14 protein-coding genes and 1 pseudogene are annotated in these 13798 nt (G+C 39.9%); 1 reads left to right on the top strand and 14 read right to left on the bottom strand.

The window, feature by feature from the left end:
- Window positions 1-65: 65 nt before the first annotated feature.
- From GJU41_RS12825 to GJU41_RS12810, 4 genes and pseudogenes are all read right to left on the bottom strand, one after another.
- Entirely contained in the window at window positions 66-275 is a 210-nt protein-coding gene (locus GJU41_RS12825; protein ID WP_154318810.1) for a hypothetical protein, read from the bottom strand.
- A 19-nt stretch (window positions 276-294) separates the two neighbouring features.
- Window positions 295-987, bottom strand: coding sequence for a hypothetical protein (locus tag GJU41_RS12820; protein WP_154318809.1), 693 nt, complete (start codon window positions 985-987; stop codon window positions 295-297).
- 1071 nt (window positions 988-2058) lie between these two features.
- Window positions 2059-2583 (bottom strand): annotated as a pseudogene (locus GJU41_RS25010) (peptidoglycan recognition protein family protein); the annotation flags it as partial.
- A gap of 41 nt (window positions 2584-2624) precedes the next feature.
- A complete protein-coding gene (locus GJU41_RS12810; protein WP_154318807.1) occupies window positions 2625-3074 on the bottom strand; it encodes a phage holin family protein in 450 nt (149 codons plus the stop codon).
- Between the two features lie 185 nt (window positions 3075-3259).
- Here GJU41_RS12810 and GJU41_RS12805 point away from each other — a divergent pair, with 185 nt between their 5' ends.
- Window positions 3260-3472: a hypothetical protein gene (locus tag GJU41_RS12805; RefSeq protein ID WP_154318806.1), complete on the top strand. Its 213-nt coding sequence runs from the start codon at window positions 3260-3262 to the stop codon at window positions 3470-3472.
- Between the two features lie 76 nt (window positions 3473-3548).
- Here GJU41_RS12805 and GJU41_RS12800 read toward each other — a convergent pair whose 3' ends face one another.
- The 10 genes from GJU41_RS12800 to GJU41_RS12755 all read right to left on the bottom strand — a co-directional run bounded on the left by GJU41_RS12800 (window position 3549) and on the right by GJU41_RS12755 (window position 13797).
- Window positions 3549-5768: a hypothetical protein gene (locus GJU41_RS12800; RefSeq protein ID WP_154318805.1), complete on the bottom strand. Its 2220-nt coding sequence runs from the start codon at window positions 5766-5768 to the stop codon at window positions 3549-3551.
- A 35-nt stretch (window positions 5769-5803) separates the two neighbouring features.
- Entirely contained in the window at window positions 5804-6034 is a 231-nt protein-coding gene (locus tag GJU41_RS12795; RefSeq protein ID WP_154318804.1) for a hypothetical protein, read from the bottom strand.
- A gap of 15 nt (window positions 6035-6049) precedes the next feature.
- Window positions 6050-7897, bottom strand: a complete 1848-nt coding sequence (locus tag GJU41_RS12790; RefSeq protein WP_154318803.1) for a phage tail protein — start codon at window positions 7895-7897, stop codon at window positions 6050-6052.
- Window positions 7898-7909: 12 nt separating this feature from the next.
- Window positions 7910-8827, bottom strand: coding sequence for a phage tail domain-containing protein (locus GJU41_RS12785; protein WP_154318802.1), 918 nt, complete (start codon window positions 8825-8827; stop codon window positions 7910-7912).
- An 8-nt stretch (window positions 8828-8835) separates the two neighbouring features.
- Window positions 8836-10095 (bottom strand): phage tail protein, encoded by a 1260-nt coding sequence (locus GJU41_RS12780; protein WP_154318801.1) that lies wholly within the window; start codon window positions 10093-10095, stop codon window positions 8836-8838.
- Between the two features lie 54 nt (window positions 10096-10149).
- Window positions 10150-11994 carry a hypothetical protein gene (locus tag GJU41_RS12775; RefSeq protein ID WP_154318800.1) on the bottom strand — a complete coding sequence of 615 codons (1845 nt, stop codon included), beginning with the start codon at window positions 11992-11994 and terminating at the stop codon, window positions 10150-10152.
- Window positions 11995-12010: 16 nt separating this feature from the next.
- Window positions 12011-12250, bottom strand: a complete 240-nt coding sequence (locus GJU41_RS12770) for a hypothetical protein (protein ID WP_170292788.1) — start codon at window positions 12248-12250, stop codon at window positions 12011-12013.
- Between the two features lie 95 nt (window positions 12251-12345).
- On the bottom strand, window positions 12346-12801 hold the full coding sequence (locus GJU41_RS12765; RefSeq protein ID WP_154318798.1) for a tail assembly chaperone: 456 nt from the start codon (window positions 12799-12801) through the stop codon (window positions 12346-12348).
- A gap of 57 nt (window positions 12802-12858) precedes the next feature.
- A complete protein-coding gene (locus tag GJU41_RS12760) occupies window positions 12859-13380 on the bottom strand; it encodes a phage major tail protein, TP901-1 family (RefSeq protein WP_154318797.1) in 522 nt (173 codons plus the stop codon).
- Window positions 13381-13392: 12 nt separating this feature from the next.
- Window positions 13393-13797, bottom strand: coding sequence for a DUF3168 domain-containing protein (locus GJU41_RS12755; protein WP_154318796.1), 405 nt, complete (start codon window positions 13795-13797; stop codon window positions 13393-13395).
- Window position 13798 lies beyond the last annotated feature (1 nt).

Genomic DNA, 13798 nt, shown 5'->3' with positions numbered 1-13798 from the left:
CTTCTTAATTAAGAGAAGGGCGGCATGATGCTTTCTTTTATTTTACTCTAATTTACTTACTCAATTCATTTTTCAGGTACAATATTTAAAATGATTAGATACACTTTTTCTTTATTGAATTCACCCACAAAGACCACTTGGTGAATTTCCAGTGCTTCGCCTTCTTTAAGTGTTTGAGAATCATTTATTACGCTTTCAAGATGTTTTTCAAAAGAGAAATCGCTATAATAATTCCGAATTTTCCATTCAATTATATACTGGTTTTTTAAACGCATATAATTTTCTACACCCCTTTTATTTACAGAGTGGATGGTGAGTTGTTTCAACACCATCTAATTTTAGTACACGATGCCATTTAGTTCTAACATAATCAGGGCTAGTCGACTGAGATAAAACACTAGCATATTGCTTATTATAATATGTTGCCGTAGAATTATCTGCTTCTTTTTTAGAAAACTTTTCATCATAATCACTTATCGTATACAATCTTAAACTTTTCACTCCTACATCCTTAGCATATCTGGTTCTACTACAAGTAGAGGAAGCACTTTGTTGATATTTATGTCTATCATAAGCATGTGTATTTACAAATTGAGATGAAGTCATTCCACCATTTAATTTATATGGTGGATTAGGAAGACTCTGTATTGTGAATTCCCCCATTTTATCCTTCTTTTTAATAGATGTTTCTATATCTTCTAGTTGTTTATTTGAGACGTTTTTTTCTATCACAGAAGAGATAGTTCCAACATCATCGAGTGTCACGATTAAATCTACACTTTGTTCAACATCATCTGAGTCTTTCCAATAATACTTAATTTCGTTATCTCCGATTTCTAAAACGTCTTGTATTAAATCCAGTTTATATAAGGTTATTTTTTCCTTTGCGTCAATCGGATTATAGGAAGCAAAAACCTCTGAAAAGTTTCCGAACACTAGTATCGCTGATAAAACTGTTAAAAATCCCAAACTTATTTTTTCCCTCATAGCATAATTGCTCTCCTTTCCATTACCAACTTTTTTTAGCTTGTTTATCAATTCAATTACAAAGACAGATTTTACCTCCCCTAACCCAATTCTACCAAATTTTAGAAAATTATAAAAGTGAAGAATTTTGATGCTAAAGGATGATTTATTTTGTGATTTCTATACCGATAAAAAAGATTTTATGAACATTGTCTTAAGCGTATGTTTTACTTGATTGACTGGGAGGACACCTCATAGAGAAATCTCTATTATCATCTGCTATTATATACAGTCAAACTTCTTAAATTTTATCTCGGAATTTCATAATACCATTGTCGTTCTTTAAGCCACATGCAATGGGGAGCATGCAAAAATAATTTTTGAAGATTAAAAAAACATAGTCGAAACATTTTTACGAATGGTAATATTAAACTATTAATCAAGTAACTAAGTGTGGTAAAAATCTTAATTGATAAGGAAATTATAAAAGGGAGAAGGGTAATCGTGGAGGGTCAAGATAAAGTCGTATGTCCTAACTGTGGGTCAAATCGTGTTAAATCAGGTATAAATATTTATAAACTAACCTCAATAATCTCGGCGCTAACAATAATTGGAGTTGTTTTCATCCCTTTTATTTATATGGCTTACCGAATAAATAAAAGAAAACTAAGAGGAAATAGAAATTTCCGTTGTATTAGCTGCTTGCATCTATTTAAAGTTTCGAATGAAACGTACTATGAGTATAAGAAAATAATTAGCTAACAAAAAAAGCCCCTCTCAGATGAGAAGGGCTTTTTTTTAGAGTCAAAGTTTTGGTACTTTTCCTTTGTTAAAGACTTTGTAAGACCATTTTTTTGCTTTGAGCCATTCTTCAAACTCAGCAAGGTTCTTTTCATCAAGACCTCCTGTTAAAAGACGAGGATTCACTCCCTTGCGGTGAAGAACTTCAGCCCACCAATCCTTTTCATGAATGAACTCCTGAGCAATGGCAAGTGATTTCAATGATAGGCCGCCTGTCAGGACCTGTTTAGATACAGGTTTTTTAGGTGTTGGAGGTTTTTGTGCTGATGCAGGTTTAACAGACCAATTATCATAATAATTCTTTACATCTTTAATAAATTGATTCCATGTTACTCCGTTAGGTTTTAACCAGCTTTCTGGATCGGTACGTCTGCGCGGATCCAGCTTGCTATGGGGAACAATTTCCTTTAACGGATCTAAACCAAACTTACGGCAAAGATACGCATGATACCAAACATAGCGGTCATATGCTTCTTTAAAATTTCCTGGACGGCATAGTTCTACGCCTACAGCTGTATCATTGGCATCTTCACCGAATAATTGATTATCTTCAGGATTCCCGTAAAGATTGTGCCAAGCTTTTTCATCGAGTGGAACAATCTCTAGAATCTTCTTGCTGTCAATGAAAGTGTGAGCAGAAGCCGAGGGTTGCTGATTGTTAAAGTAATTAAAGTGATCATCCGCATCCGCGTCATTGTTAGCTGTTTCATGAGCCAGGATGAAAGTTGGCTTTCCTTTTACTAATTTCTCGCCTGAACGAGCATTGCCTTTCTTTATATACTTACGCTCAATAACGTACTTGTAAGAAATGGTCATTGGTTTTTCCTCCTCAAATAAAATAGCCGCCCGGAGGCAGCTTAGTTTTTTTCTTCCGTAATGATATTTACATTTTCCGTGACAATAGGGACTGCTGCTGACTCTTTATTTTCTTCCTGCAGCACATGGAGCTTGTCTGTAATAACAGCAGGGATTTTCATACCGATTTGTGAAAGGTTTTCCACGATGGAAAGTATTTCGTTTAAGATGTAAAACATAACCGTACCAAAAGCTACTAAGCCGCTTAATCCAAGAACCGTATCCACAATATTTGCAACGATTATAAGCGCGAACACCCCCACCTTTCGAGCATATCCATACATTGCCTTCCTGCTTCTTAATCGCTTCTCTTTGATGGCTCTCATGATTCCTGTGACGATGTCCACAGCCATAAGAAGCACAAGTAAATCTAAAAACTTCACTCCTCCAAATAGATATGAATGTACTACCTCAATATTTTCAGCGTTTATCCACAATGTAAATCCCTCCATTTTTTAATATCCTCCCTAAGAATTTGGTCTCCCCCTTTTATCTATACAGATAGCAGTGGACCACCTCCTTTAAGGCAAAATAAAAAGCCCTCAATTGAGGACTTCGAAATAAAAAAGTATGAAATTAAAGGTAAAACCTCCCACTACGGCGAATTCTGCTATAGGAAAAATGGAGGTGCAAAACAATGGCAAAAATCAAATCAATCGATGTATACTGTCCAACTTGTAAAAGCTGGTCACCATCGCCTATTTTCATTGGTGATACTGAAACATTTGCTTCTATGATTGCCAGTGGGAATACTACCAACTGCCAAAAAGGGCACATTATCAATTGCAACAAAGAGAACTTTAGAGTTCGTTCAGACGATGGTGGATTTAGAGGAAATGACACTTTTTAACAAAAAAAAGAGCCTTATAATCTGAAGGCTCTTTTTTTTTGTATTTTTAAAAGTTCAACTCTAGAATTCCGTTAGTTTAAGTTACAAGCGTTGTTGGATTAGTATATGTGTCAGTCGTGAACTTCGATGGAGCAAAGTCACGTTTGAAGATCCTCGATACCAAATCGTAACTTCTGCCTGACACTGTTAAATCTTCGATATATGCCCCGTAAAGAATCCACGAAAGTCCAGAACTTACATTGTCTGCATTCGGCCCCGTTCCGAATCTTACCAAGTTTATATCTGTTCCAACACTCGGCAATTTCGAAACAGCTCCGTCAACAATAAATGGTGTATTCAATGGTGCGGGAGTTGCTGTTTCAGTAAAAAATGTTCGATTATCTGACGGCACAATAGAAACCTTATTATTTGTGACAGGTCGAATATTCAAACTATCACTTTTCGCTGTTCCCCACATACCGAACATTTTGTGGGCTGCCGAAACTGGAACGGACATAGTAGATTGTCGGGTTACTACTGCCAATAATGCAATAAAGTATGCGTTATTCGGGTTTGCTGCCATGTAATCTCTGATAGCTTGAGAGTCCAACCCATACATTCTTCCTAGATTGGCAGACGTTTGGCTAACAGCAACATGCAGCCCACCAAGTGACGTTCTTTCCGCAACTCCATCTGCACTTGTCAGCGAGTTTACAACAACAAGTGTAGAACCATCAACCAAGTTAGGGACTGTACTGGCCGGAACTCCTGCTGTCCACTTAGGGGCATCAACCAAAAGAAGTGACCCTGGCGTTAACAATTGGAAGCTGTTTGAAATCGGCATTTCGTTAACCGTAGGCAAAGTCGGCGAAGGGACAACATTTTCGCTTACGTTTGTCTTAATTACCATCTGATCGCCGTAATAATCTTCATAAGTATCAGTAGCATATCTCCAATACTCAATACCGGTAAAAAGCCCTGTTCCTTCTGCACCCCAAGGAATTTGCGGTCTTCCGAGTTTTCCATCCGAGCTTAACTTGATTGTTTCGGATAATTCCCATACACCGTTAACTTTCTTCCAGTTCTCCATGCTCCAAATGCCCGACGATTCTCTGGCTAACCACACACTGTCATCATTCCCACCGAAAACCACGCCACCAACATAGGAAGACTGATAATAACCAACAGGAATTCCAGAATGTGTAATAGGTTCCCAATCCCAAGTAGCAGAGTTTTTGAAGCGGTAAACACCATAAGTTCCACCAAGCTGCGGATTGGTTTTATCGAATTTCATGGCCGCAATAGAACCACTTCTGCCAACATCGAAGGTTCTTAATGTTTCCGGATCAGTAACTTTCCCAATTAGAGTCGGTTTATTAGAGCCGATTACAGCAGTCCCATTCCATAAGTTTTCAATCGGTGTCCCAAGACTAGAATCATAAACATCTCCACTTACCATATCAATCTCGAAATATCTAATTTCGTTATCAACTGATGAAATTGGATGATTAGTAATAGCGTATTTAATTCTGTGACCGACTTGCTTGAATGTACAATAAGAAAACGCATGAAATCTTCTTGCAGGACTCCATGTTTTACCCCAATCGAAGGATATTCGCACATACCATCCGTCACTACATCTTGTTAAAAGTGCCAGATAGCTGTCTGTTGGTCTTCGGATCAAGTGCGCATATGTGCAAGCGTTGGGAAATGATAACTGTACCTCTGTAGCAGTTTCTAAAGATTTTAAGTTATGAGGATGGCTGCCGATTCTAATTCTTACAAACGACTCTTTTGCGTGCCTAACAATTGCAACAATCGGCGGTTTATCATCTTCAAACAAAAAGGCTGGAACGTTATGGTCATCTTTTTCAAAAGTGCCAAGATCAATCGTTTCATTAGTATGCCTACGTAAATCAAATTTAGCGAGTTTCATCGTCCCTTCACGGTTTACGCCACCTTGGTAAAAACAACCTCGTAAGCCGTTGTATATTGAACGTGGTAAACACCACCATGAATTAACAAAATCGGATTTGTCTCCTGTCGCTTTTTCTGCCAAGAGCGCATCGCGATCATCTAAACGTTCTTTCAAAGTAGTGAATGTTTTTTCATCAGCTATTCTCGCTTGAGCTGCTTCAACCGATGAATCGCCTTCAATAACAACCTGGTTAAATTGCTCTTGAATGGTCTCAAATTTCGCATCAACTGCTCCAAAATTTTCTGTGATTTTCGAGTAATTAGCATTGTTGTTGTTTCGTAATTCCCTTAAAGACAATTCATCAGGGTGAAGGTCTAATTGTTTGAATTCATCTGGCATGTTAACCCTCCTGTTTTATTGCATATAAAAGAGCCTTAATTATCTATAGGCTCTGGTGTGTGTAATATTTCTTCTAAAACCTCGCCATCTTTTAATAAAAGATCAGGCTTGAATCCATTAATTACGACTTTAAACTTTGTAATATTATCTAGTGTGATTCTGTCTCTTATGAAAAAGAAATTGTATTCAGCATCGGGTACGGGATCAGTTCCACCTGTGCCATAAACTACATTTCCTTCTTCATCGACATTTACATATATAAACAATTAAAACCACCCTCTTTATCCATATAGATCGACCGAGTTTATACGGCAACCAGTTCGTTCTGGTGCGTTATCGGACCTCATCTTGATGTAAAATTTCATTTTGGAATACGATGGTTTTCCTAAATCCACGATTATTTCGAATGGTACGCCGCCATCAGCATCTCCTGCTGATCCTTTTAAGATGGTTGCTGTCTGATAAAAACTAACTCCGCCGGCATATGATTGAACAGCAATACCGCAACCAGCATCACCTACAAGAACGTACCCTTCAACTTTCAAGTACCTTCCATCATGGTTCGCTTGATACGCTCCAATAAAATCATAATCTGATTGAATGGATCTATAATATCGATCCACTAAAGAAATGTTCGTGCCTATGAATGGGGGATTAGTCTGCTGAACTACCAAACTGTTTTTAGGAATGCCATTTTGCATAAATACAGCTCCATCAGGACGTATTATGTCCAAGCTCCCTGCTACAGTGATTTTACCTGGCACTATTTCAACAAACTTATTAGAATTAATTGCATCAACTGCTTTAAATTGATCACCCGTAATATAGATATTTCCGCTGGCGCCCTCAATCCTCACAAAACCGGTGTTAATCGTCCCTGATGTAATGACATCCGCAACGAATCCTGCACCTGTCATAGCTGTTTTAAACGTTTGCCCTCCATCTTCTGATATACCGATTCCAGCGGAATTAAAAAGAACCAACTTATTAGGGTTGGTTTTGTCGATCGCGAGGATTCCTCCGCTATCAGGGAAGTGCAATTCAGTTTGGGCGTTTTGCAATGCTATTGTGGCTTGCTGCACAGCGATTGCTAACGCTTCGAATGGTAAAGGTCGTTTACCTTCAATTGCATCCGCTATCGTCTTTGTAGCATTGTGGATGCGTCTTTGTTGTTCAAAGATGTTACTGAAATTAGAAAGAGTAACATCGCAGTCGATGACATTCCCTTTCTTGTCCAATAATTCCACAATTTCAACGATCCGTGTATCTACCTTCATATCGAATCGATCTTCCACAAGAATAATAACGTCGCCTTCATCTGGGTGATTCTTGTTATAGCCACTTGCTCGAAGGTCTGACAGTTTAACAGTTAACGTGAGTTTTAGACTGCTATCAACTGCCTCCTTGACTTTATTAAGCAAATTTTGACTGTTGGTAAATCGATCATCTCTAATGGCCTTGATAGGTCGCTCACCGTAAATGTCGGCTAGAGGAGACCGGTAGGTGACATGCAACCCATCCTTACCAAAACCCTCGCCGTATGTGGAGAAGTCTAATGCATCAACTTCACGCTCAATGGATTCTAGGTTGAATTTGTGCCGATATTGAAAATCTGTTGTATTTCCTATTGTCTCCCGCAGTGTAACAATCTTACCCTTGACACTGAACTCTGATATATAACGTTCTAAAGCTGTTTTGAACAACTCTAATCCGTAATCATCTCCGAAGTTCTCAAAACTCTGAGCAGGAAAAGAGCCAACGATATTGAACGTGTATCCGGATCCCGTAAAGATGAAATTCATCATATCCACTAACATTTTTGAGCCTGTGAATTTCTGATATATGACGTGATTCCTCATATCATCAAAGAAACTATGCAAGCAGCTTATTTCCCTTGTATAGCCGTCTCCTTGTGCTACATCGCGGTAGATTAAAATGGGGTATTCTTCCCCAATAAAATCAATTACTCTCCAAAGCTTATCTATATCATCGAAGAAATGAGCGTTCTGCTTTGTCTTTTCTAGTTTTAAAGACAGCTCCTTCTCTCCGTTTACTCTTCTCTTACGAACGATATTAGAGGCGCCCGTAAGCAGGTATACTTCGCCTTGCAAATCTTTGATTGCTAACATGTTGCGCCTCCTTTATCTAAAGTACCAACGGAAATCAAACGAGAGTGTTCCACTAGTTGCTCCTGTTACTTGGATTGTGTTCCAGCCAGGCTCAAGTTTGATCAATTCTAAGTTTGTGTTACGGACAATGGATAATAGGTTAAGAGCTGAATGAACCCCTTCAATCTTTATCGAATCATTCGCAACGCTGTTGCCTAAAAAACTCCATTCAGATCCATTGGTTTGATTCTTAAGTTTTAGATTTGTACTGACACCTTTATATTCAATTACTAAGTGCATGCCCTCATCTGGATCAACACGTTCTGTGCCCCCGTTATAGACTTGTATAGTCGTAGGGTTGGTAAAAGTATATCGTGGTTCTTCATCGAATATTTTAGCTTGTCCTACTGTCCATATACTGTTTTCAACTTCATCTTCACCGTTACCAATAACAAAAGGGGTAAGTGTAGTTGCTGTGGTCTCTCCAAATGGTAATTCCACAGTTTCAAAAGATATGGAATCAAGTCCCCATACACCTTGTTGATCGGGAGCAAGATTACTTGTTCTACGGACTAAATACCGTTTACCATAGATGATATCAGAATCAACCTCATAAGCTTTCGAGTCGTCATATTGCCCTGGAGATTCAAATTTATATATTCCTGCGCTTCTTCCTTCATAAATCCAAAAAGCTTCTATACTACCAAGCCATGCATATATTTCATCACGGAACAACGGGTAGTCATAAAGGTCGACCGCTTCAAACATAAAAGGCACTGTTATTGACCGCGGTCCGTAATCAGCGCCTTTATCTATTTTACCTGGTCTTCCCTGGATTTCTGAACTGTAGGTTCTCACATCAGCAGTAGAAACAAGGAAATCACGGGGAATAAGCCCGATTTCCGAAAACTTTTTTCTTTCGCCATTTAACTTTTCAATAAGTACGTCCACCGGTTCACCTACTTCCCGTAAAATCCGTCAGTGATTCTTGTACGTTTTGCATTTCCTCTTTCAACATAAGAGACCACTTTCTCTCCGTCCCACTCGTTATAAACATTTATCGTAGGATCCGGCGTTTCCATATCCTGAATGTCGGCTGAAAATGAATGCTTCATTGCTTTCATATCGCTTGAGTTAATAGCTGTGCTTAATGAAGCACTAGCTTGCATGTTTGCCATTTGTGGAGAAAAGGCATTCGATGCTGCGGAAGCCATGTTCGTTGCGGCATTAGCAACCTTGGTACTCATCTTATTTACACCGATGATAAACCCTTCACCTGTGAATACCCCAAACGATTTAAATAATTTCGATGGAGATGCAATGCCAAGAAGTGCTTTTGCTCCTTCGATTGCGCCATTAACAACGCCCTTGACACCGTTGATTAACCCAGTTGCCATGCTTTTTACCCCGTCAATTAAGCCTTGAATAATGTTGGCTCCTATCTCAAACAAGTCAATCCCTTGGAAAAAGCTCATCACTTCTCCCCAGATATCAACTATCCCATTCCACACGTCATTCATTTTTTCTTTCACGGCGGAAACAATGTCTGAGAACTTTTGTTTTACTGTTGTCCAAATGCTTTGTGCTACTTCTACTGTTTTCGATTTAATTTTTTGCCATGTGTCCTTAATCCACGTCCATATGGCTGTCCAGGCTTTCTTCGTCCATGCGCTCACCTTATCCCAGTTTGCGATGATAAGAATAACTAAGGCTATTACTGTTGCGATAACCCAGCCTACAGGACCAAGTGCAATAAACCATGCGGCTGCCATTCTTGCTGCATGTGCAAGTGCCTGTACACCCATCCACAACCACTTTGCTACGAACACGGCTGCTGTGGCAATCATAGAAGCTACTGCTCTAGCCATTGCTGCACCCGTCGATAAAGCCCATGCTGCTGCTACTTTCGCGGCATGGAGTAACGCTTGAACTCCCATCCACAACCATTTTGCAACAAACACTGCCGCAGTTGCTGTCATAGATGCTAACGCCCTGACCATAGCAACACCTGTTGCAAGTGCCCAAGCCGCTGCAATCTTAGCTGCATGCAATAAAGATTGGACCCCCATCCACAACCAACGAGCAACGAATACAGCTGCAGTTGCAATCATCCTGCCAAGTGCTACTGCCATACTTTTACCTGTTGCCCAGAGCCATGCGGCCGCAATTTTTATAGCATTTGCTGTTGCCACAATCCCCATCCATATCCAATTCGCCACTGTTTTCGTTGCACCCCAGAGAGAGCCTGCTACTGCTTTTGTGATATCAATGATTCATTGCCGACCTAAGAATGCTGCTACAGCAATCAAAATTGGGAGCATCGCGAAGAAAGCTCCGGCTAAGACAATTGTGGCTGCTACTAACTTACCGAACCAAGGATGGGCATTCATCATCGCTGACGTCCATGCCAAGAATCCGTTAATGGATTCAAGCATCTGGGTGCCCATAGGCGCCAATGCAATCCCTAATTCTTTAAGGAAAGTAACAATGTTTCCTATTAGATCGGCAACCTTTGGCCCATTCTCTTTGATGTAATCTATAAAGCCTTTAAACTCTGCATTATCGCCTAAAGCTTTAGACCATTCTTTGAAACCTGCCATCATTTCTTTCAGCCTGTCCATCCACTCAGAAGCTGAAGGACCAAAGGCTGCAAACGTATAGATGATTCCAGCTATTGCATCACGGAAGATGGCACGTATTTTGGGCATGTTAGTTTCGACATAAGTTACAAAGTTCTGGAAGGCCTTGCTTTTGCCTAAACCATCCGCCCAAGCAGCAAAACGTTCTGACATCTCTAAAAAACCTTGTGCTGTCGATTTTGTTAACGGACCAAATGACGTCATCATGTTAAAGAATCCTTGTAACAAGTTTCCAAGGGATTTCAAGACCGTTTCTGTTAAAGGTCCTGCTTCTTTATTCAGATAATCAAAGAACTTCTGTACTGGAGGACTGCCTACCGATTTATTCAGTGATTCCATTAATCGGTTAAAAGCATCAGCAACTCCTATAAACATTGGCTTCAAGCCTTTTAAGATAGCCGCTACAGCTTTTAACGCGCTTCCATAAGCTGATGCTGCCTTATCTGAGACAGAATCTTGTATGTCCTTCCAGGTACTCTTGACCACCTTGAGTGACTCATATGCCTTCTTCTGCGCCTTTGTCATATCTTCTACTTCACCATGTACGGCTTTAATTGACGGGATCGCGACCGCCACAAACCCTAATATTCCTATTGCCGCTGCCGCAAAAGCTGATACGAGGGCAAAAGTAGACCCTGCAATGACTCCTAACATAACTCCAAGATTTCCTAATACCCCTATTAAGTGTGCTATAACTGGAACAATCGCAGGAGAAATCATTAAGAGCAGACCTCTACTTGAATACTGTGCAATTTCACCGACTGTCCGTATGCTTGTGGCAAATCTATCCATACTGGATTGCACTCGCTTGAAACGCTTTTGTAAAGTATCTTCGTCTACGTCAACATCAACTTCAACGTTATTTGGAAGAGCTGATACTGCGGCATCAAATGCAGCAATTTGAGCAATTGCGCCGGCTACATCTGCATCAACATCAATATCTACCTCATTGGGCAAAGCTGCCGCTGCCGCACCAACTGCAGCTATTTCGGCTATTGTCCCAGCAACATCGGTTTCAACGTCTATATCCACTTCTCCAGGAAGAGAACTTAGTGCTGCATCCACAGCCTCTGCTTCTGCAATAACATCGGCTACGTTTGAATCAATATCAATTTGAACTTCGCTTGGCAGAGAACTGATAACTTGATCAACTGCTTCAACTTCCTCCAAAACTTCTGCAATCTCAGAATCTATATTTATATCAACATTTTCTGGTAACGTACTTAGAGCTTCGTCCACCGATTCAATTTCTGAAATGACTTCTGCTACATCAGAGCTTATATCGATGTTATGTTCATCCGCAAGCTCGGTAAGCATGCTATCCACAGCCGATATCTCAGACATGAACTCTGATATATCAGCGGTGATTTCAGCTTCGGCACCCATTGCAGTTTCACGAATTTCACGGTCAACTTCACGCATAGCACGTTGAAAGGCTTTTATATTGGCCCCAATTATCGCCTCAAAGTTTTCAGCCAAACCATCCACCTCCTTCCTAATTCATGCTAGGTGAATAATTTTTCATAGCTTCTTTTGCTTTTTTATATCTATCGAGAGATAACACTTCGTTTTTCTTGGAATTTGATTTTTCCGTGTTTTTACGAACCTTATCTGCATCGTATATGTCCTTCAGTTTCAAGCGTTTCTTACTGTTGCTTGCTTTAGCTGTAAACAAAGCATTAGCAGCGGCAAGTTCATAAACATCCACAGTTTTGAGTTGAGCACCTTTAACCAAGTTTTTGAACTGGCGTGGTGTCCAAGAATAAATTAAGTCGATGTCATATACACCGAGTAAGTGTGATGCATCGACTTCCAGCTGATCATAATCGGTTACGCTGCCAGTTCTTTTTTGCTCTCGATTAGCATTTCGTAGATTTTCTGATTCCGTTCCTTCTCTTCTTCTGTTTTGCCAGTCGATTTCATCAGCTCGATGTTTTTCCAGAACTTCTTCGACTGTTGTTTGAAAAAACCCGATTGATCTATAGCCTGGTATGCTTCTTTAAGCATTGGCTCTGAATCTCCATCTTCTTCAATTCTTTCAGCAATTGCATCCTCAATGGCCTCTAAAGATGGTTTATCTTTACCTTTCAGATGGTTCAGTCCACAGTCCCAAAACTGCACTAAAGATTCGTTAGAGGCTTGAAGCAAACCCATATAGACGTTATGAAAGCCGTTTGACTTCTTACCCTTTTCATCCTCAGTACCGTACTTTTCATCAGCTAATTTAGAAAACTTGAAATTGAATTTCGCTTCGTGCTCTACGCCATTAATTGTTAAAAAAGCCATTATTAGTTCCTCCTAAAAAGTCAAAATAAAAAAGGACGAGATGAACTCGTCCCATAATTACGGTGTTACTGTCGTTGTTTGATCAGGGAATTCTCCTGTGGATTCTCCTGGAGCTTCAAATCCGTATCTTGCAAATTCAATCAACTCTGCCGGCAACGCATTAATTTCACCTTCTTGTGAATCACCGATTACCTGAACCGTTGCAGAAACCTCCACGAATCCATCTTGTGGCGCTGATCTTTCAACCGATTCCACAATTGTATAAGCGAAGACTGCATCATGTTTTCCTGCATCGTTTAGATTGATGTCTACTTCCCAGACTTTAAGCTGCTTCTTATTCTTAATCGCATCCAACACAGCTTTTTGCCCTGGATCACCAGTTTCTCCGTAAGCCGTAAACTCGAATGATTCACTATTCTGGCCATATCCTACAATACGACCAAACTTTGTTGATTCATCCAAGATTTCATTTTCAATTGAATACGTATTTTCTGTAAGATTCCCAATCAATAATCCTGCAGCTGCCAATGCAGCATCTGTGGATTGGACAAGTAGAATCGTATCCTTACCATTTTGCATGTATTCCACTCCCTAATTGTTTTGAATTGTGTATTTCATTCTTAAAACGCCGTGCCGTATTCGTGGATCTGCATCATCAAAAACCTGAATATTATCCACATCAATTTTTCGCACTCTGAAACCGTTCAGATTTACCCCTGCTGCAAGAGAAGATAAACATAGGTTGATTATGTCTATGGTTTCTTTCTTGCCGTCATAGGTGCTCCAAACGTGAATCACGATGGCTAACTCTTCACCAAATTTCTGTTTGGTTGTGAATGGGAGCATAGTGGGCTCGCCTATTGTTATATAAGGAAAAGGCTGATTTTCCCCAACAGCATCAAAAATGCCTGTCACTTTCTCTGAAATAATCGGGTCAGCAGACAGGCGAGTAAATATTCCTTTTTGTAATTCAAACATGGCCGTTTTTATCGACATG

The organism is Metabacillus idriensis (genome assembly GCF_009674765.1).
GTDB classification, from domain to species: domain Bacteria; phylum Bacillota; class Bacilli; order Bacillales; family Bacillaceae; genus Bacillus_P; species Bacillus_P idriensis.
The sequence above is the reverse complement of the archived record's forward strand: the minus strand, read 5'-3'. Positions and strand labels throughout refer to the sequence as shown.